General features: G+C 70.6%; 14 protein-coding genes. 8 read left to right on the top strand and 6 right to left on the bottom strand.

The window, feature by feature from the left end:
• Positions 1–15: 15 nt before the first annotated feature.
• Positions 16–1,401: a hypothetical protein gene (locus A0J59_RS01410; RefSeq protein ID WP_047230907.1), complete on the bottom strand. Its 1,386-nt coding sequence runs from the start codon at positions 1,399–1,401 to the stop codon at positions 16–18.
• Positions 1,402–1,581: 180 nt separating this feature from the next.
• On the opposite strand from A0J59_RS01410, the gene A0J59_RS01405 reads away from it, so the two are divergent.
• Positions 1,582–3,300 carry a glycosyl hydrolase family 18 protein gene (locus A0J59_RS01405; protein ID WP_064314990.1) on the top strand — a complete coding sequence of 573 codons (1,719 nt, stop codon included), beginning with the start codon at positions 1,582–1,584 and terminating at the stop codon, positions 3,298–3,300.
• 313 nt (positions 3,301–3,613) lie between these two features.
• Here A0J59_RS01405 and A0J59_RS01400 read toward each other — a convergent pair whose 3' ends face one another.
• Positions 3,614–4,705, bottom strand: a complete 1,092-nt coding sequence (locus A0J59_RS01400) for an inositol-3-phosphate synthase (RefSeq protein WP_047230909.1) — start codon at positions 4,703–4,705, stop codon at positions 3,614–3,616.
• Positions 4,702–5,397 (bottom strand): PadR family transcriptional regulator, encoded by a 696-nt coding sequence (locus tag A0J59_RS01395; protein ID WP_047230910.1) that lies wholly within the window; start codon positions 5,395–5,397, stop codon positions 4,702–4,704. The genes A0J59_RS01400 and A0J59_RS01395 overlap by 4 nt, the downstream gene beginning before the upstream one ends.
• Before the next feature lie 413 nt (positions 5,398–5,810).
• On the opposite strand from A0J59_RS01395, the gene A0J59_RS01390 reads away from it, so the two are divergent.
• The 5 genes from A0J59_RS01390 to rplI all read left to right on the top strand — a co-directional run bounded on the left by A0J59_RS01390 (position 5,811) and on the right by rplI (position 10,174).
• Entirely contained in the window at positions 5,811–8,234 is a 2,424-nt protein-coding gene (locus A0J59_RS01390) for a transglycosylase domain-containing protein (protein ID WP_064314989.1), read from the top strand.
• A gap of 154 nt (positions 8,235–8,388) precedes the next feature.
• Positions 8,389–8,679, top strand: a complete 291-nt coding sequence (gene rpsF / locus A0J59_RS01385) for a 30S ribosomal protein S6 (RefSeq protein WP_172819989.1) — start codon at positions 8,389–8,391, stop codon at positions 8,677–8,679.
• 145 nt (positions 8,680–8,824) lie between these two features.
• Positions 8,825–9,370, top strand: a complete 546-nt coding sequence (locus tag A0J59_RS01380) for a single-stranded DNA-binding protein (RefSeq protein WP_047230913.1) — start codon at positions 8,825–8,827, stop codon at positions 9,368–9,370.
• Positions 9,371–9,471: 101 nt separating this feature from the next.
• On the top strand, positions 9,472–9,708 hold the full coding sequence (gene rpsR, locus A0J59_RS01375; RefSeq protein ID WP_021481584.1) for a 30S ribosomal protein S18: 237 nt from the start codon (positions 9,472–9,474) through the stop codon (positions 9,706–9,708).
• A gap of 19 nt (positions 9,709–9,727) precedes the next feature.
• Positions 9,728–10,174 carry a 50S ribosomal protein L9 gene (gene rplI / locus A0J59_RS01370; protein WP_047230914.1) on the top strand — a complete coding sequence of 149 codons (447 nt, stop codon included), beginning with the start codon at positions 9,728–9,730 and terminating at the stop codon, positions 10,172–10,174.
• Positions 10,175–10,237: 63 nt separating this feature from the next.
• On the opposite strand, the gene A0J59_RS01365 is transcribed toward rplI, so the two are convergent.
• Positions 10,238–11,548, bottom strand: a complete 1,311-nt coding sequence (locus A0J59_RS01365) for an MATE family efflux transporter (RefSeq protein WP_064314988.1) — start codon at positions 11,546–11,548, stop codon at positions 10,238–10,240.
• A 458-nt stretch (positions 11,549–12,006) separates the two neighbouring features.
• Here A0J59_RS01365 and A0J59_RS01360 point away from each other — a divergent pair, with 458 nt between their 5' ends.
• Positions 12,007–15,879: a replicative DNA helicase gene (locus tag A0J59_RS01360; RefSeq protein ID WP_064314987.1), complete on the top strand. Its 3,873-nt coding sequence runs from the start codon at positions 12,007–12,009 to the stop codon at positions 15,877–15,879.
• Positions 15,880–15,969: 90 nt separating this feature from the next.
• On the opposite strand, the gene A0J59_RS01355 is transcribed toward A0J59_RS01360, so the two are convergent.
• Together A0J59_RS01355 and A0J59_RS01350 are read right to left on the bottom strand one after the other, a co-directional pair.
• Positions 15,970–16,725, bottom strand: a complete 756-nt coding sequence (locus tag A0J59_RS01355) for a cyclopropane-fatty-acyl-phospholipid synthase family protein (RefSeq protein ID WP_064315003.1) — start codon at positions 16,723–16,725, stop codon at positions 15,970–15,972.
• A gap of 322 nt (positions 16,726–17,047) precedes the next feature.
• Positions 17,048–17,440, bottom strand: coding sequence for a hypothetical protein (locus A0J59_RS01350; protein ID WP_064314986.1), 393 nt, complete (start codon positions 17,438–17,440; stop codon positions 17,048–17,050).
• Positions 17,441–17,803: 363 nt separating this feature from the next.
• On the opposite strand from A0J59_RS01350, the gene argS reads away from it, so the two are divergent.
• Entirely contained in the window at positions 17,804–19,462 is a 1,659-nt protein-coding gene (argS, locus tag A0J59_RS01345) for an arginine--tRNA ligase (protein WP_369799736.1), read from the top strand.
• The last annotated feature ends 11 nt before the right edge of the window (positions 19,463–19,473 follow it).

The raw sequence follows: 19,473 nt of genomic DNA, 5'->3' as shown, positions 1-19,473 counted from the left end.
GGCGGCTGCGCCCCGTCAGTCGCCGGGCCGCGCGGCCGGGACGCCGTCGCCGGTGGCCGAGCCCTGGCCGGGTGCGGCGGCCTCGGAGGCCGGCCGTGCGCCGTCGTGCCCGACGGCGTCCCCCACCCCGGCCGGAGTCCGTGCCCCGCGCGTCCACATCACGAGGGCGGCGAGCGCGTAGGCGACCGCGAGGGCGACGAACACGCCGCGCGACCAGCCCGTGTCCGGCAGGGTGAACGCCGCCAGGGCGGCCGCGCCGACGAACGCCGCGTTGTACAGGACGTCGTAGAAGGCGAAGGCTCGACCGCGGAACGCGTCGTCGGTGTCGCGCTGGACGATCGTGTCGACCGCGATCTTGGTGCCCTGCGCGGCGAGCCCGAGCAGCGCCGCGCCCGTGTACACGACCGCGCGCTCCGGCGTCGTCACGAGCAGGAGCTGGCTCGCCGCGGCGAGCAGCAGCATGATCGCGATCCACACCTGCGGCCCCGTGTAGCGGGACAGCGTCGGGGTGAGCACCATCGCGCCCGCGCCACCGAGGCCCGTGAGCCCGACGACGATCGCGAACGTCGCCATGCCGGCCGTCTGGCTCCCCGGGTCGAGGAGGTTCCGCGAGATGAGGATCGACGCGATGAAGACGACCCCGTAGAGGAAGCGGTGCGTCGCCATCGCGAGCAGCGCCTGCCCCGGGGTGCGCCGTGCGACCAGGTACCGGGCGCCGTCGGCCAGCCCGCGCGCCACGCGCGCGATCTCCGACCGGATCGCGGCCTCGGCCGGGTGCTCCGGACCGAGCTGTGTGCGCCCGAGGCGCAGCGCCAGGAGCGACGCGATCCCGAACACGAGCGCGGCGCAGACGAGTGCGGACGAGTCCTTGACGCGGCCCGGCTCGAACGCGAGCCCGAGCAGGAGGCCGATCCCGCCCCCGAGGAACGCCGCGCCCGCGCCGAGCGTGGGCGTGAGCGAGTTCGCGGTGAGGAGCAGCGGGCCGTCGACGACGCGGGGCAGGCCCGCGGACAGGCCCGCGAGGAGGAAGCGGTTCACCGAGAGCGCCGCGAGGCCGAGCGCGTAGATCCACCCGCTCACGCCGCCCGAGAGCATGAGGGCCGCCATCCCCAGCGTGATGACCACGCGCACCGCGTTGCCCCACGCGAGCACCTGTCGGCGCTGCCAGCGGTCGAGGAACACGCCCGCGAAGGGCCCCACGATCGTGAACGGCGCGAGCATCACCGCGAACGCGCCCGCGATCGCCGCTGCCGTGCCCTGCGACTCGGGCGAGAAGAACAGCAGCGACGCCAGGCCGACCTGGAACATGCCGTCCCCGGCCTGCGAGACGAGGCGGACGGCGAACAGCCTGCGGAACCCGCGCAGCCGCAGCAGCGCTCGCAGCTCGGCGACGACACTCACCCCCCAACCCTAGGTGGTCCGCACGACCCGACGGGCCGACGTCGGCCGACCCGGGCCACGACTCGCCGTTCTCGCATCCTGGGAACCCTCTGGGCAAGAATGATTAGGAAGGTTACCTTTGCTTTTTCGTCACGACCCGCCGCAGAGGCCGGGCCCGGAGAAGCAGCGAGGCATTCTCGAATGACACGAACCCCCAGGACGGCAGCCGCAGGGCTCGCCTTCGCAGCGACGGCGGCGCTCGTCGCCGGCACGGTCGGGGCGGCGCACGCCGCACCCGCGACGGCCGGCGGAGACGGCGCCAACGGCTACAAGACCGTCGGCTACTACCCCGCGTGGGACGCCGGCAACGAGGACGGCTACCAGGTCGCCGACCTTCAGAGCACGGGAGCGGCGTCCGACCTGACGCACCTCAACTACGCGTTCGGCAACGTCACGACCGACCTGGTCTGCGACATCACCGACCGGGAGGACCCCGTCGACGGCGGGCTCGAGGGCGACCCCCTCAACGACTACGTGCAGCTCAAGCCGGCCGGGCAGGCCGTCGACGGCGTCGCGGACACCGCCGACCAGGCGCTCGCGGGGAACTTCAACCAGCTCAAGAAGCTCAAGGAGGCCAACCCGGGCCTGAAGGTCCTCATCTCGCTCGGCGGCTGGACCTGGTCGGACAACTTCTCCGACGCCGTGTCCACGCCGGAGAACCGCGAGCGGCTCGTCGAGTCCTGCCTCGACGTGTACTTCCGCGGGAACCTCCCCGTCGTCCAGGACGCGGAGAACGGCACCAAGGGTGGCGACGGCGTCGCCGCCGGCATCTTCGACGGCGTCGACCTCGACTGGGAGTGGCCCGGCGCGACCGGCGAGCACCCCACGCCGCGACCCGAGGAGGACGCGGAGAACTTCGTCCAGTTCGCGCAGCTCCTGCGCGCCGAGCTCGACGAGCTCGGCACCGAGACGGGCCAGGACTACCAGATCACCGGCTTCGCACCGGCCGGTTGGGCCCCGCGCACCTACGGCGGCTGGCTCGACCCGCGCTTCGTCGAGGCGCTCGACTTCATCAACGTCCAGGGCTACGACTACCACGGCGACTGGAACACCACCCGGACCGGCCACCAGGGCAACCTGCACGTCTACGACGACCCGACGACGGGCGAGCCGGCCAACTGGGGCCTCGCCGCCGACGGCGTCCTCGGTGCGTACCACGCGGCCGGGTGGCCCAAGGAGAAGCTCGTGCTCGGCATGGCCGCGTACGGCTACGGCTGGAAGAACGTCACCGACCCGACCCCCGGTGCCGCGGCCGACGGCGCCCTCCCGTTCACCTACTACTCCGACATCAAGGCCAAGGGCCTCCCGGAGTACTACGACGAGGTCGCCGGGCAGGGCTACTTCTACGGCGACGGCGAGTGGTGGAGCGCGGACACCCCGCGCTCCGTGACGGCCAAGGCCGAGTACCTCGCCACCCACGGCTACGGCGGCGGCTACTTCTGGGACCTCGCCGGTGACGACGACAACGAGCTCCTCGGGACCCTCCGCGGCACGTTCGAGAGCGCCACCCCCGGCCCGCTCGTCCCCGCCGACGCGGCGGCCCCCTGGTACGCGTCGGGCGTGTACACCAAGGGTGACGTCGTCTACCACGACGGCGTCGAGTATCGCGCCGCCTGGTGGACCCGGAACCAGGAGCCCGGCCAGCCGAACGGCCCCTGGCGCGCCATCGGCGGTGCCGGCAGCGCCCCGGCGGGAGAGGCACCCGCCTGCGGCGACGCCTGGGACGCCGGCCGCACCTACACCAAGGGCGACGTCGTCACCCGCGCGGGCGTGAACTACACCGCGCAGTGGTGGACCACCGGGTCCCGGCCCGGCACCGACGTGCACGGCGCCTGGGACGCGGGCAGCCCCTGCGCCTGACGCACCGCACCACGAGCACACGAGCGAGGCCCCTGCCGATCACCGGCAGGGGCCTCGCCCGTCGTCACCCAGCGCCGAACGCGCCGGGCTTCACACCTCCGTCGCGCTCCGGAGCAGCGCTCGACCCTTTCGGTCGCGCTGGTCCTGCGCTCCGCTACGGCCGAGAGCCCGGCGAAAAGCGTGCCGGGCTCCCAACCTTCGCTGCACTCCGGATCAGCGCTCGACCCTTTCGGTCGCGCTGGTCCTGCGCTCCGCTACGGCCGAGAGCCCGGCGAAAAGCGTGCCGGGCTCCCAACCTTCGCTGCACTCCGGATCAGCGCTCGACCTCACCGGCGATGAAGGCCTCCAGCTGCGCACGGCCCTTCGTGTCCTCCATCTGGACCGGCGGGGACTTCATGAAGTAGGTCGAGGCCGAGAGGATCGGGCCGCCGACGCCGCGGTCCTTGGCGATCTTCGCGGCGCGCACCGCGTCGATGATGATGCCGGCCGAGTTGGGGGAGTCCCAGACCTCGAGCTTGTACTCCAGGTTCAGCGGGACCTCGCCGAACGCGCGGCCCTCGAGGCGCACGTACGCCCACTTGCGGTCGTCGAGCCACGCGACGTAGTCCGACGGGCCGATGTGGACGTTGCGGTCCTCCTTCTTGCCGCCGAGCGGGCCCTCGAGGTTCGAGGTCACGGCCTGCGTCTTGGAGATCTTCTTGGACTCCAGGCGCTCGCGCTCGAGCATGTTCTTGAAGTCCATGTTGCCGCCGACGTTGAGCTGGTACGTGCGGTCCAGCACGACGCCGCGGTCCTCGAAGAGCTTGGCGAGCACGCGGTGCGTGATCGTCGCGCCGACCTGCGACTTGATGTCGTCGCCGACGATCGGGACGCCGGCCTCCTCGAACTTCGCGGCCCACTCCGGGTCGGACGCGATGAAGACGGGCAGCGCGTTGACGAACGCCACGCCGGCGTCGATCGCGGCCTGCGCGTAGAACTTCGCGGCCTGCTCCGAGCCGACGGGGAGGTAGCAGACGAGCACGTCGACCTGGGCCTCGCGCAGCGCGGCGACGACGTCGACCGGCTCCGCGTCCGACTCCTCGATCGTCTGCGCGTAGTACTTGCCGATGCCGTCGAGGGTCGGGCCACGCTGGACGGTCACGCCGAGCGGCGGGACGTCCGCGATCTTGATCGTGTTGTTCTCCGAGGCGTTGATGGCCTCCGAGAGGTCGAACCCGACCTTCTTCGCGTCGACGTCGAACGCCGCCACGAACTCCAGGCTCGACACGTGGTAGTCGCCGAACTGCACGTGCATGAGGCCCGGGACGGTGCTGCTCGGGTCGGCGTCACGGTAGAAGTGCACGCCCTGGACGAGGGACGATGCGCAGTTGCCTACGCCGACGATGGCGACGCGGATGGAGGTCATCCTCGCTCCTTGGTGTTCGTTGTTCCAGGGTCCTCGGGACGCCTCGCGCCGTCGGGCTCCTGCTCGGATGGTTCCGCAGGATGCGGGGTGCTGCTGGTCCGCGCACGGGTGGTGCTCCGGGAGTGCCCGGAGCTCCGGTCGCGTTCGGTGGTGATGAGACCGTCGAGCCAGCGCACCTCGCGCTCGACCTGCTCGAGTCCGTGACGTTGCAGCTCGAGCGTGTACTCGTCGAGCCGCTCGCGGGTGCGAGCCGCGGACTCCCTGACCGCCTCCAGCCTCTCCGTGAGCCGGGTGCGCCGGCCCTCGAGGATGCGGATGCGGGTCTCGGCGTCGGTCTGCGCGAAGAACGCGAACCGGACGTCGAAGCTCTCGTCCTCCCACGCGGCCGGCCCCGACGAGGCCAGCACGCTCTGGAGGTGCTCCTTGCCCTCGGCCGTCAGCTCGTAGACGATCCGCGCGCGCTTGCCCGAGAGGGCGGGCGCGAGCGTCGACTGCGCCGCGGACTGCTCCGTGCCGGTGATGAGCCCGCGGGCCACCAACGACTTGAGGGCGGGGTACAGCGAGCCGTAGGACAGCACGCGGAACGACCCGAGCATGAGGTTGAGCCGCTTGCGCAGCTCGTACCCGTGCAGCGGGGACTCCTTGAGGAGGCCGAGGATCGCGGTCTCGAGCACCGGTGTCTTGCTGCGCACGAACCCACCTCCTGACGCTCCTCGGGCGTGCCCTGGCGAGCTCGCTGTGACCTGAGGTCGACTCGATGTATCGAGTCGATACATCGACAGGTTAGGTCGTCTCGATGTGTCGTGCAATCTTCGGGGAGTGTCGCGCATCGCGCCACAGATGTGAAGGACCCGCGGAGGCGGCGGGACGCCGCGGCGAATCAATGGCGGACGATCGCGCTGTCAGTGCCGCAGACCCTTGTCCCGACAGGGCGACGCCCTATTGTTCAGGGTGGTCCGGCGTGTGCCGACCCCGTGCCCGACGACGTCCCGCGCCCGAGGCGGGGACGCGCCGTCGGGCAGGCGGTCCGCTCGCGGCGGGCCACGAGCAGGTCCGCGGACGACGTGGAACCGGCTTCCCGTTGCCCCCCAGAGGAAGGTAGACCGTGGCGCGATCCACGAGGACGAACGGACGGACGACCCCCCGCGGGCGCCGTCGGTTCTTCAACTACCCCCGCTCGCACGTCAAGAGCTTCCGCCGCTGGCTGCCGTCCTGGCGCGTCGTCGTCGGCACCATGCTGACCGGCGTCGCGCTCGTCGCAGGCGTGCTCGTCGCCGCGTGGGTCACGACCGACGTCCCGACGAAGCTCCCGAGCGTGGGTGCCCAGACCTCGACGGTCTACTGGGGCGACGGGACGACCGAGATGGGGAAGTACGCCTCGGAGGATCGCACCCTCGTCGACTACGAGACGCTGCCCGACTACGTGGGCAACGCCGTCGTGGCCTCGGAGGACAGCACCTTCTGGACGAACTCGGGCGTGGACTTCCGTGGCATCGCGCGTGCCTTCTACAACAACCTCAAGGGTGGCGGCCGCCAGGGCGCCTCGACGCTCACCCAGCAGTACGTCGAGCGCTACTACACGGACACGGTTACGGACTACGCGGGCAAGGCCCGCGAGGCGATCCTCGCGCTGAAGATCACGCAGCAGCAGAAGAAGGAAGTCATCCTCGGCAACTACCTCAACACGATCTACTTCGGTCGCGGCGCGTACGGGATCCAGGCGGCCGCGCAGAAGTACTACGGCGTGAACGCGGCCGACCTCACGGTGTCGCAGGCCGCCATGATCTCGGGCATCATCCCCAACCCGACCAACTGGGACCCGGCGAACAACCCCGAGCAGGCCGAGCACCGCTGGAAGCGGTCCCTCGACAACATGCTCAAGGACGGGCACATCGACAAGGCCCAGTACGACGAGGCGATCGGGGCCGGTTTCCCGGAGGCGATCCCCTACGTGAAGTCGGACAAGTACGCCGGGCCGACGGGGTACCTGCTCGCCATGGTCGAGAAGGAGCTCGCGAGCGAGGGCATCGACATCTCCGAGGCTGACCTGACGAGCAAGGGCTACCAGATCACCACGACGATCGACCCGGCGATGCAGAAGGCCGCGGTCGACACCATCGACACGCTGCCCCAGGAGAGCCGCGGCGACGACAACCCCGTCTCCCCGAACCTCCGCGCGGCGCTCGTGTCCATCGACCCGAACGACGGCTCCATCCGCGCGCTGTACGGCGGCGCCGACTTCCTCCAGAACCAGTACAACAACGCGACGCTCGGCGCCGCCCAGGGCGGGTCGACCTTCAAGCCGTTCACGCTCGTCGCGGCGCTCGAGAACGGCCACACGCTCGACGAGCGGTACGACGGAAACTCGCCGATGACGTTCGAGGGAGCGAACGACGGCGGCGACTGGAAGGTCCGCAACTTCAGCGACCACTCGTGGGGGAACATCGACCTCGTCAAGGCGACCGCACAGTCCGTGAACACCGTGTACGCCGAGCTCAACATCGAGACCGGCCCGGACAAGACGGCCGAGGTCGCGACCCGACTGGGCATCACGAAGGGCAAGGTCGCACCTAACGCGTCCAACGTGCTCGGCACCGCGACGGTGACGCCGCTCGAGCTCACGAACGCCTACGCGACGATCGCGGCCGGTGGGCAGAAGGCGACGCCGCACATCGTCGCGAAGGTCGTCGACGCGCGCGGGAACGTCAAGTACGAGGCGCCGGGCGCCGACAAGCGGACCGCCGAGTTCGACACCGAGACGATGGCGGCGACGCAGTACGCGCTGTCCCAGGTCGTCGAGCAGGGCTCCGGGGAGCCGGCCAAGGCGCTCGGTCGTCCCGCCGCGGGGAAGACCGGGACGTCGAACGAGAACAAGTCCGCATGGTTCGCCGGCTTCACGCCGGGTCTCGCGACCGTCGTCGGTCTCTACCAGACCGGGCCGGAGAACGAGCAGGAGCAGATCACGCCGTTCGGCAAGTGGGCCAACATGAACAATCCCGAGATCACGGGTGGTTCGTGGCCGGTCGAGGCGTGGACCTCGTACATGCAGGCCGCGACGGCCAACCTGCCGGTCGGCGAGTTCCTGCCGTACACGCCGCCCAAGCCGAAGCCGACGGAGACTCCGACAGAGACGCCGACGGAGGAGCCCACCGAGGAGGCGCCCGCGACGGAGGAGCCCGAGGAGCCGCAGCAGCCGGAGAACGTCACGGTGCCCGGCGTCGTCGGCATGGAGAGCCGGGCCGCGCGCGCCCAGCTCGAGGCGGCCGGCCTGAAGGTGCGGATCACCGAGGAGTTCTCGGACCAGCAGCCACGCGGCTTCGTCATCAGCCAGTCGTCCATGAGCGAGGTCCCACCGGGATCGACCATCTCGCTCGTCGTCTCGAAGGGCGTCGACCCGGGGCAGCAGCCGACGGAGGAGCCGACCGAGGAGCCGACCGAGACGCCCGACCCCGGCGACGGGGGCGGCGGGGGTCCCGGTGGCGGCGGTGGCGGCGGTGGCGGAGGGACGAACCCCGGCCAGGGCGGCTGACGCCCGGCTGTTCCGCAGATTTCCAGGGGCCCGCGCCGAGCGGGTACCCTGGGGAGCTGCCGTCCGCTCGTCGGACGGCAGCAGCACGAATGCATGAACCCTCCTGTCACGGAGAGACCGTGACCGCGAAGACCAGAGGAGGTGGGTTATCCGCATGCGTCAGTACGAACTGATGATCATCCTCGACCCCGAGATCGAGGAGCGCACCGTCGCCCCGTCGCTCGACAAGTACCTGTCGGTCATCAAGACCGACGGCGGCTCCGTCGACAAGGTGGACATCTGGGGTCGTCGCCGCCTGGCGTACGACATCAAGAAGAAGTCCGAGGGCATCTACGCGGTCGTCGACTTCACGTCGACCTCCGACACCGCCAAGGAGCTGGACCGTCAGCTCGGCCTCAACGAGGTCGTCCTGCGGACCAAGATCCTGCGCACGGACGCTCGCTGATCCTCCCCGCGTCCCCCGTCCGACCGTCCCGCACCGGGATGCTGCACGCCGTAGCGCGTGTGGGCGCCGCGTGATGGGATGAGCGACGCGAGACCCGTTACGAGCACGAACGCGACGATGCTGACGACACACGAAGGAGCTGGCCATGGCAGGTGACACCGTCATCACGGTGATCGGGAACCTCACGGGAGACCCGGAGCTGCGTTTCACCCCCTCGGGTGCGGCGGTGGCCAACTTCACGGTGGCGTCGACGCCGCGGACCTTCGACCGCCAGTCGAACGAGTGGAAGGACGGGGACACCCTGTTCATGCGCTGCTCGATCTGGCGCGAGGCCGCGGAGAACGTCGCGGAGTCGCTGACGAAGGGCATGCGCGTCATCGTGCAGGGCCGCCTCGTCCAGCGCTCGTACGAGACTCGTGAGGGGGAGAAGCGCACCGTCGTCGAGCTGCAGGTGGACGAGATCGGTCCCTCCCTGCGCTACGCCTCCGCGAAGGTCACCCGCGCCCAGCGCTCGGGTGGCGGTGGCGGCGGCTTCGGCGGCGGTGGCGGCTACGGAGGTGGCGCCAACTCCGGCGGTGCCTCCGGCGGCGGATTCAGCTCCGGCGGCGGTCAGCAGCAGAGCGACGACCCGTGGGCCTCGGCTGGCCCCGCGTCGTCCGGTGGTTCGTTCTCCGACGAGCCCCCGTTCTGATCGCCCGCCACTCCCAGAACACACACCCGTCCCCGCGGGTGCCGCACCGTTCGTCGGTGCGGACCGCGCGCGGGGATCGCACCTTGTAGAGGAGCAACACCATGGCGAAGCCTGTGGTGCGCAAGCCCAAGAAGAAGTCCAACCCGCTGAAGTCGGCCAAGATCGAGTCGGTCGACTACAAGGACACCGCGCTGCTGCGCAAGTTCATCTCCGACCGCGGCAAGATCCGCGCGCGTCGCGTGACCGGCGTCTCCGTCCAGGAGCAGCGCCAGATCGCCCGTGCGGTGAAGAACGCGCGCGAGATGGCGCTGCTGCCGTACACGTCGACGGCTCGCTGAGCGGGAAGGGAGAGAACTCATGGCCAAGCTGATCCTGACCCACGAGGTCACCGGTCTCGGTGAGCCCGGCGACGTCGTCGAGGTGAAGGACGGGTACGCCCGTAACTTCCTCGTCCCGCGCAAGCTCGCCACGCCGTGGTCCAAGGGCGCCGAGTCGCAGGTGACTGCGATCCGCAAGGCGCGCAAGGCCCGCGAGATCGCGTCGCTCGACGACGCGAAGGCGATCCGCGACTCGCTGCAGTCGAAGCCGGTCGTCGTCGAGGCGAAGGCCGGCGCTGCCGGTCGCCTCTTTGGTGCCGTGACGACGGCGGACATCGCGTCCGCCGTGACGGCCGCGGGCGCGTCGGTCGACAAGCGCAAGATCGAGATCGGCCAGCCGATCAAGGCGACGGGGGACTACACGGTCTCCGTCCGCCTCCACCCGGAGGTCTCCGCGACCCTCGCGGTGAAGGTCGTCGCTGCCTGATCTGCTGCTGAGCAGTCCTCGAAGGCCCGGTCCCTCCACGGAGGGGCCGGGCCCTCGTGCTGTTCACGTGGTGCCGGTGACCATCCAGGCGCTGCCGCGGGCGCGCAGGCCGGTGGTGACGGCGCGGGCCGCCATGAAGACCCCCGCGAAGGCGAGCCACAGCCACGCGAGGCCCGCTGCGCCGTCGGGCGCCCACTGCCGGACGGCGAGGGCGAACGGCACGTAGACCACGAGCGTGAGCATGCCCGCCCAGGCGAGGAAGCGACCGTCGCCGGCGCCGATGAGGACGCCGTCGAGGACGAACACCCACCCCGCCATGGGCATCAGGAGACCGCACACCGCCATGCCGACCGCCACGGCGGTGCGGACGTCGGGGTCGGACGTGAAGAGCAGCGCGAACCACCAGCCGCCCGCGGCCATGACGAGCCCGATCGCCGCGCCCGCTGCGACGCCCCATTGGAGCGTGCGCCGCAGGACGGCGCGGACGCGCGGGACGTCGTCGGCCCCGAGCCCGTGGCCGACGAGTGCCTGTGCGGCGATGGCGAGCGCGTCGAGGGCGAAGGCGGCGAGCCCCCAGACGGAGTTCACGACCTGGTAGCCCGCGAGCGTGACCTCGCCGAGCCCGGTCGCGACGAAGACGGTGAGCAGGATCGCGAGGCGCAGAGAGAGGGTGCGGACGAAGAGCGGGGCGCCGGCGCGCGCGTTCGACCAGATGCCGCCCGCGGCGGGGCGCAGGGACGCGCCGTGGCGGCGCGCGCCGCGCACGACCACGACGACGAGCACCGCGCCCATGGTGAGCTGGGCGACGGCCGTCCCGATGCCCGAGCCGGCGATCCCGAGGCCTGCGCCGTAGACGAGGACGACGTTGAGGACCGCGTTGAACGTCGCACCGCCCGCCGCGACCCACAGGGGCGTCCTCGTGTCCTGCATGCCGCGCAGGACGCCCGTGGAGGCGAGGACGAGGAGCATCCCGGGGAGGCCGAGGGCGGACCAGCGGAGGTAGACGACCGCGTGCTCGGCGACCTCGCCGGTCCCGCCCGTCGCGCCGACGGCCCAGGGCGCGGTCGCCCACAGCGCGGCGGCGAGCAGGACGCCGAGCCCGACGGCGAGCCACAGGCCGTCGACCCCCGACTGGAGCGCCTCGCGCGTGTGCCCGGCACCGATGCGGCGGGCGACGGCGGCCGTGGTCGCGTAGGCGAGGAAGACGCACAGCCCGACGAGCGTGACCAGGAGCGTCGAGGCGAGGGAGAGCCCGGCGAGCTGGGCGGTGCCGAGATGACCGACGACCGCGCTGTCCACGAGGACGAAGAGCGGCTCCGCGACGAGCGCGCCGAGGGCCGGGACGGCGAGCGCGAGGATCTCGCGGTCGAGCACGGAGCGGGTGCGGCGACCTGTGGACGACGGCGCGGGGTCGGGTGGCGTCCGGGTGTCGCCGGGGTGGCCGGGCGGTGTCCGGCGTGTCGTCGGCGTGTCGTCGGACTTTCTTTCTTCCACACCCCTGAGGGTAGTGACGAGGCAGGTCAGGGGCCGCTCACGCTGATGTACACAGGGAGATCGTGAGGTTGTCCACACCGTTTTCCACCGGGTGTGCACAGTGTGGGGGAGTGTGTCCACAGGTTCGGGGGTCCCTGTCCACCGGGCGTGCACAGGGCCGTTTGCGGGGCGTGGAACAGCGATCTAGTGTCGCGGGGTCGTGCCTGTCGGAGGCGGGAGGCGCGGCCACCGGGACAGTCGTGTGGGTGGCCCGCTGTAGAACACGTGTACGACGTAAGTTTGTCCCGGTCGCGCGGTCCCTCGGTGGGTCGTGACGGGCTCGGGGGAGCGAGGGGCGCATGTCGATCGAGGAGCTCGAGGAGAGCTACGGGGGACCGGGGCCGTCAGGTTTCGACCGGACGCCACCCCAGGACGTCGCGGCGGAGATGAGCGTGCTCGGCGGCATGCTGCTGTCCAAGGACGCCATCGCCGACGTCATCGAGCAGATCCGTGGCTCCGACTTCTACCGCCCCGCGCACGAGGTCGTCTACGAGTCGATCATCGACCTCTACGGCCGCGGCGAGCCCGCCGACGCCATCACCGTCGTCGCGGAGCTGACCAAGCGCGGCGAGCTCCAGCGCATCGGCGGCGCCCCGTACATCCACGACCTCATGGCCGGCGTGCCGACCGCCGCGAACGCCGGGTACTACGCGCGCATCGTGCGCGAGCGCGCCGTGCTCCGGCGCCTCGTCGAGGCCGGCACGCGCATCGTGCAGCTCGGCTACGCGACCGACGGCGGCGACGTCGACGAGATCGTCAACAACGCCCAGGCCGAGGTCTACGCCGTCACCGAGCGGCGCACGACCGAGGACTACCTCCCGCTCTCGGAGATCCTCGGCCCGACGTTCGACGAGATCGAGGCGGCCCAGGGCCGCGGCGAGGGTATGACCGGCGTCCCGACCGGCTACTCCGACTTCGACCGGCTCACCAACGGCCTGCACCCCGGCCAGATGATCGTCGTCGCGGCGCGACCGGCCATCGGCAAGGCCCTCGCGCTCGACACGCCGCTCGCCACGCCGTCGGGCTGGACGACGATGGGCGACGTCGCGGTCGGCGACCTGCTCGTCTCCGCAGACGGGACGCCCACGCGGGTCGTCGCGGCGACCGAGGTCATGGTCGACCGCCCGTGCTACGAGGTCGAGCTCGACGACGGCACGGTGATCGTCGCGGACGCGCAGCACCAGTGGGTGACCTCGACCCGCGCCCAGCGACGCGCGGTGCGTGCGGGTGAGACACCCGAGTCGTCCGTGCGCACGACTGAGGAGCTCGCCGCCACGGTCCGGACCGCGACGGCTGAGCGACGCGCGAACCACTCGATCGCCACCACGGCACCCCTCGACCTTCCCGAGGCCGACCTCCCGATCCATCCCTACGCGCTCGGCGTCTGGCTGGGCGACGGCAGTTCCCGACGCGCCGAGTTCACCTCGGCCGACCCTGAGATCGCCATGCGGATCGAAGGCCTCGGGTACGTCGCACAGCCGAAGGGGAGCGCGAAGGGTCGTGCGCGGGCGTACAACATGCTTCTCCCCGAGGCCGAGGCCCTGGTTCGAGCGTGCATCGTCTGCGGCACCGAGTTCGCGCCCAAGAGGGCGACGCTCTTGGCGTGCGGAAAGGTGTGCGCAGCGCGTTCGCGCGGCATGGAGCGGCCGGCGCCACCGACGTGCCCCGACTGCGGCAAGCCCGGCTGGGGCTTCCGCCGGTGCCAGGAGTGCCACACCGCGAAAGGCACCATGGGAGGTCGGCTCCGGACGCTCGGTGTGCTGTCGAACAAGCACATCCCCACCTCCTACCTGCGCGCGAGCGAGTCCCAGCGTCGAGACCTTCTGGCGGGTCTGCTCGACACCGACGGCACCGTCATGCCGCAGGGCAGCGTCCAGATCAGCCTGACGAACGAGCGCCTCGCGCGCGAGACGCGTGAGCTCGTACTGTCGCTCGGGTACCGCACGGGATGGTCCACGAAGACGGTGAAGGGGCGGACCGAGGCGTCGTCGACGGCGTACACGATCACCTTCACGACCGAGGACGATGTGTTCTGGCTGGAGCGCAAGCGCCTCGTCCACAAGGAGCGTCGCCGTCCGGGCACCGCGCGGCTCACGTCACGGTTCGTCGTCGACGTCCGCCGGGTCGAGTCGGTGCCGGTGCGCTGCGTCGAGGTCGACCATCCCTCGCACCTGTACCTGGCAGGACGATCGATGGTGCCCACGCACAACTCGGTTCTCGGCATCAACGTCGCGACGCACGCCGCGGTGCACCACCAGATGTCGTCCGTCATCTTCTCCCTGGAGATGAGCCGCAACGAGATCACGATGCGTCTGCTCGCCGCCGAGGCACGGGTGCCGCTGACGCGGATGCGGTCCGGGAAGATGGACGAGCAGGACTGGCAGAAGCTCGCGTCGACGATGGGCAAGGTCGCTGAGGCGCCGCTGTTCATCGACGACTCGCCCAACATGTCGCTCATGGAGATCCGGGCGAAGTGCCGCCGCCTCAAGCAGCGGCACGACCTCAAGCTCGTCGTGATCGACTACCTCCAGCTCATGAGTTCCGGCAAGCGCGTCGAGTCGCGCCAGCAGGAGGTCTCGGAGTTCTCGCGTGCGCTGAAGCTCCTCGCAAAGGAGCTCGAGGTTCCGGTCATCGCGATCTCGCAGCTGAACCGCGGTCCGGAGCAGCGCGGCGACAAGAAGCCGCAGATGAGCGACCTGCGTGAGTCGGGTTGCCTCACCGAGGACACGAAGATCCTGCGCGCCGACACTGGCGCAGAGACCAGCTTGGGCGAGCTGTTCGCGCTCAACGCCAAGGACGTCCCGGTATGGGCGCTCAACGACCGACTCCAATACGTGCGCCGCCATCTGACGCACGTGTTCCCCACGGGCGTGAAGCCCGTGTTTCGCATGCGCCTTGCGTCGGGCAAGGAGATCGAGGCGACGGCGAACCACCCGTTCCTCACCTACGACGGCTGGACCGCGCTCGGCGACCTCGAGGTCGGCTCGCGCATCGGCGTGCCGCGCCACGTCCCCGGCCCGGAACGGAACCTCGAGTGGGACGACCGCAAGGTCGTGATGCTGGCGCACCTCCTGGGCGACGGGTCGTTCGTGAAGCGACAGCCGATCCGCTACGCCTCGATCGACGAGCGGAACCTCGCCGCCGTCTCCGAGGCGGCGGGCGCCTTCGGCATCACCCCGATCCGCGACGACTACGCCGCGGCCCGAGTCACGTCCCTGCGCCTCCCCGCGCCCTACCGGCTCGCCCGGGGTCGCCGGAACCCGATCGCCGAGTGGCTCGACGACATGGGGCTGTTCGGCGCACGCAGCCACGAGAAGTTCATCCCCACGAGCGTCTTCCACCTGCCGAAGCGCCAGATCGCGCTCTTCATCAAGCACATCTGGGCCACGGACGGCTCGGTCACGATCAACAAGAACGGGCGCAGCGGGCGGATCTACTACGCCTCGACGTCCCGTCAGCTGGTCGATGGGCTGTCCCGTCTCCTGCTGCGCTTCGGCATCTCGACGCGGGTGCGGACGGCCACGCCCAAGGGGTCGTACCGTCCCGGGTACACCCTGGACGTGAGCGGGGTGGACGACCAGCGCCGCTTCCTCCAGGAGATCGGCGTGCACGGTGACCGAGGCGATATCGCCGAGAAGCTGCTGACGATCATCCGCGAGACGCGCGCCAACACGAACGTCGACACCGTTCCGCGTCGGGTCTGGGACGACGTCCGCGAGATCCTCGTCGAGCGCGGCATGACGCACCGCGAGTTCGCGGCAGCGATCGGCACCGAGTTCTGCGGCAGCGCGCTGTGGAAGAACTCTCCATCGAGGCATCGCCTCGGCAAGATCGCGGCCGTGCTCGAGAGCGAGGAGCTCGAGATCATGGCGGTCAACGACCTCCTGTGGGACGAGGTCGTCTCGATCGAACCGATGGGGGAGAAGCAGGTCTACGACGCCACCGTCCTCGACGGGCACAACTTCGTCGCCAATGGCATTGCCGCACACAACAGTATCGAGCAGGACGCTGACGTGGTGATCCTGCTCCACCGCGAGGACGCCTATGAAAAGGAGTCACCCCGCGCGGGCGAGGCCGACCTGATCGTGGCCAAGCACCGTAACGGCCCCACTGACACGATCACCGTCGCGTTCCAGGGCCACTACCAACGGTTCGCAGACATGCAGATGTAGTGGTTGTCTGCGTGTCGACGTGCAGCGACGTGTGCGGCGGCGTCCGGCAGTACGGCGGCAGTCATCACGTGACAGCGACGTGCATGCCGGTCAGTCACGCGTGCTGACGGCGATGTCGTGCAGGACGAAGGTGGCAAACCCTAGTTCGCGTCGTGCGCCGCTCAGCCAGGCGTCGCGATTCCCACGTGCAGCGGCAAGTGCCTGATCGCGATCCTCGGTCGTCGGGGCCTCCCGCACGGCCCAGTCGACGAGCGACCCGGTCCAGCTGAACTGGTAGTCGTCCCACTCGGCCAACGTGCTGACGTGCCCGTACGACGGTTCGAACCCGTGCTCGCGGACGGCCCGCACGAAGCCGACGAGGTCGGGATAGGCGTCGACGGAAACCTCGAGCGCTGCCAGCGCAGAAGCCGACGGGGCGCCCTCCCAGATGCTGTCACCGATCAGCGCTTGGCCACCGGGGCGCAGGCGCCGCCGGACAGCGGCCAGCATGTCCTCCAGCCTGCCGAAGGCGTGGCTTGCACCGATGCACACCACCACGTCGAAGACCCCGTCGTCCCAGGTGGCAGCATCCGTCTCGATCCAGCGCACCCGGTCGCTCAGCTTCCGCTCCTCGGCACGCCGGGCGGCAGAGGCCGGGAGCATGTGGTCGATCCCCACGCCGGTGATTCCGGGATGGGCGAGCAGCAGCTCCTGCAGCCACTCGCCCTCGCCGCACCCGAGGTCGACGGCGCGGGCGCCGTCGCTCGGGCTCAGCCAGCCGACCAGTTCGCGTAGCCGCTCGGGTGCCACCGGCGCCCCGATCGGATGGCGCAGGTGGGCGATGTCGAAGATCTCGGAGCGTTCCATCTCGGCGACGCTACAGGCCACCGCCTACCCGCGCCGACGCTGTCTGACGAGCTATCACCCTATGGCTCACGCGGCCACGAGACACGCCCTCTTCCGCTGCCGTGGACCGCTGAGTGCAACCAACCCTGCGCGACCCGACCGACACGCCCGAGGTCGTGCACGGTACAGCGGCGGGTCCGCGCGATCTGCGCTGCACGTCAACAGTTGTGGACGTGCAACCCAGTTTGCAAGCGGCCTTTGTTGCAAAGCGCTCCCGTGCTCGTTGGTGACCACCTGACGCAGTAGTGGCCCCTTGGTGGCCGCCAGGTGTGGGGCAGCGGTGTCACTCGTAGTTCGTCGCCGCCTGGAGCGCGTCGTTGAAGACCTCCCAGCCGTCCTGGGGTGGAACCCGGCGCCCCCTGACGTTGAAGTAGTACCCGTCGGAGTCGTCGAGCCAGCCCGCGAGAGCTTCGAGGTACTGGTGCAGCGTGGGGTTGGCCCACGGCTCACCAGCAGCTGCCGCGACGGCGAGGGTTCTTGCCGTCGCAATCACGGCGTGCTTCCCCGACCCGCGCGCGGTCGATGGGCATCCAGCGAGCCCGCAACTCTCGTCGACGTCGACGTCGCGGTGCTCGAACTCGTAGTGGAAGCAGATGTAGTGCATCTGCTCGAACGTGTCGTAGTCGGCTGCGCCGACGGTGACTGACCGGTGGCATCGGCGGCAGGGGCGCTCCATCTCGTGATGATGGCAGAACGGCTGAACGCCGGAGGTGTCGCGCAGTCTCGCACGCCTGATGCGGGCGCTGCGATACGGCTCGGAGCCGCCTGCATCCAGGCGGTGCAAGTATGCGCGTCTGAGCAGTTCGATTCGTGACGCCGGGTGCCCCGTGAGCGCGAGCCGGTGGAGCGATGAGGCCCCGGTCTTTCGTCCACCCAGCCGTCCCAGACAAAAGCGTTGGTGCGGCTTCGTAGGCTGAGGCGCTCAAAGACACGTTCTGGGGGGTGAGGGGCTCATGGCCGACGTCGTCGCGATTCCGTACAGGTGGAGGCGGCGGTTCGTGCCGCCCTGGCTGAGGTGCTCCCGGTCGAGCTGGCCGGCGTGGACCCGGTGGTCCGCCGGTCCGCGCGGGCGGACTTCCAGGCGGACGGTGCGCTCGCCGTCGCGTCGAGGCTGGGTCGCCCGCCGCGCGATGTCGCCATGGAGGTCGTCCGCCAGATCAGTCGGCAGGCCGACGCGTTTCCTGTCGAGGTGTCGGGGCCGGGTTTCGTCAACGTCACGGTGCCGGACGGCGCGGTGTGGGCCGCGGTGGCCCAGCGCCTCGCGGACCCGCGGCTCGGCGTCGGGAAGTCCCGGAGCGACGAGCGGGTGGTCGTGGACTACTCGGGGCCGAACGTCGCCAAGGAGATGCACGTCGGTCACCTGCGGTCGTCGGTCATCGGCGACGCGCTCGTGCGGGTGCTGGGCCACCTGGGAGCCGAGGTGGTGCGGCAGAACCACGTCGGCGACTGGGGCACGCAGTTCGGGATGCTCATCCAGTACCTCGACGAGCATCCCGAGGCGGCGTGGCAGGGCCAAGGAGCCGCGACGATGTCGGCGCTCGACGCCCTGTACCGGGCGGCCCGCGCGGCGTTCGAGGCGGACCCCGGCTTCGCCGACCGGTCGCGCGCCCGCGTCGTCGCGCTCCAGTCGGGCGACGAGCCCACGCTGGCTGTCTGGCGCGCGCTGGTCCAGGAGTCGGAGGAGGCGTTCGCGCGGGTCTACGCCCGCCTGGGCCTCCTGCTGGACGCCGGGGACCTCGACGGCGAGTCCCGCTACAACGTCGCGCTCCCCGGGATCGTGGCCGAGCTGCTCGCCGCGGGCATCGCCGTCGAGTCCGAGGGCGCCGTGGTGACGTTCACCGACGGCGTCGACAACCCGGACGGCGAGCCGGTACCGCTCATCGTGCGCAAGAAGGACGGCGGCTACGGCTACGCCGCGACAGACCTCGCGACGCTGCGCCTGCGCGTCGAGCACTACCGGGCCGACCGCATCCTCTACGTCGTGGACGCGCGCCAGGCGCTGCACTTCCGGATGGTGTTCGACACCGCCCGGCGTGCCGGCTGGCTCCCCGACACGGTATCCGCGGAGCACGTCCCGTTCGGCACCGTCCTCGGCGCGGACGGGAAGCCGTTCAAGACCCGCTCCGGCGCGACCGTCCGCCTCACCGACCTGCTCGACGACGCGGAGGCGGCCGCCCGCGCCGTGCTGCGGGAGAAGGGCGACGACTTCACCCCGGCCGAGCGGGACGCCGTCGTGCACGCGGCCGCGACGGCAGCGGTCAAGTACGCCGACCTCTCCACCACGCGGACCCGGGACTACGTCTTCGACGTCGACCAGATGGTCGCCTCGTCGGGGAACACGGGTGTGTACCTCCAGTACGCGCACGCGCGCGTGCGGTCCATCCTGCGCAGGGCGGGGGAGAAGGCGCAGGGCGTCGACGACGCCGCGCCCGCTCACCCCGCCGAGAAGGACCTGGTCCTGACGCTCGACGCGTTCGAGGCGACCCTGCGCGACGTCGCGGCGACCCTGGAGCCGCACCGGCTCTGCGGGTACCTCTACGACGTCGCCACCGCGTTCACGCGGTTCTACGACCTCTGTCCCGTACTCAAGGCCGAGGGCGCCGCGCGAGGCAACCGTCTCGCGCTGTGCGCGCTCACGAGCCGCACCCTGGCCACGGGCCTCGGCCTCCTCGGGATCGCCGCGCCCGAGCGTCTTTGACCGCCTCGGCA

Source organism: Cellulosimicrobium sp. I38E (assembly GCF_001647255.1).
In the GTDB taxonomy this organism is placed as follows: domain Bacteria; phylum Actinomycetota; class Actinomycetes; order Actinomycetales; family Cellulomonadaceae; genus Cellulosimicrobium; species Cellulosimicrobium cellulans_E.
Note: the sequence above shows the minus strand (reverse complement) of the source record. Positions and strands in the feature narration are given on the sequence as shown.

Coding starts and splice junctions, on each gene's coding strand:
- A0J59_RS01405 (WP_064314990.1), top strand. CDS start 1,582: ATGACACGAACCCCCAGGACGGCAGCCGCAGGGCTCGCCTTCGCAGCG.
- A0J59_RS01400 (WP_047230909.1), bottom strand. CDS start 4,705: ATGACCTCCATCCGCGTCGCCATCGTCGGCGTAGGCAACTGCGCATCG.
- rpsF (WP_172819989.1), top strand. CDS start 8,389: ATGCGTCAGTACGAACTGATGATCATCCTCGACCCCGAGATCGAGGAG.
- A0J59_RS01380 (WP_047230913.1), top strand. CDS start 8,825: ATGGCAGGTGACACCGTCATCACGGTGATCGGGAACCTCACGGGAGAC.
- rpsR (WP_021481584.1), top strand. CDS start 9,472: ATGGCGAAGCCTGTGGTGCGCAAGCCCAAGAAGAAGTCCAACCCGCTG.
- rplI (WP_047230914.1), top strand. CDS start 9,728: ATGGCCAAGCTGATCCTGACCCACGAGGTCACCGGTCTCGGTGAGCCC.
- A0J59_RS01360 (WP_064314987.1), top strand. CDS start 12,007: ATGTCGATCGAGGAGCTCGAGGAGAGCTACGGGGGACCGGGGCCGTCA.
- A0J59_RS01355 (WP_064315003.1), bottom strand. CDS start 16,725: ATGGAACGCTCCGAGATCTTCGACATCGCCCACCTGCGCCATCCGATC.
- A0J59_RS01350 (WP_064314986.1), bottom strand. CDS start 17,440: ATGGAGCGCCCCTGCCGCCGATGCCACCGGTCAGTCACCGTCGGCGCA.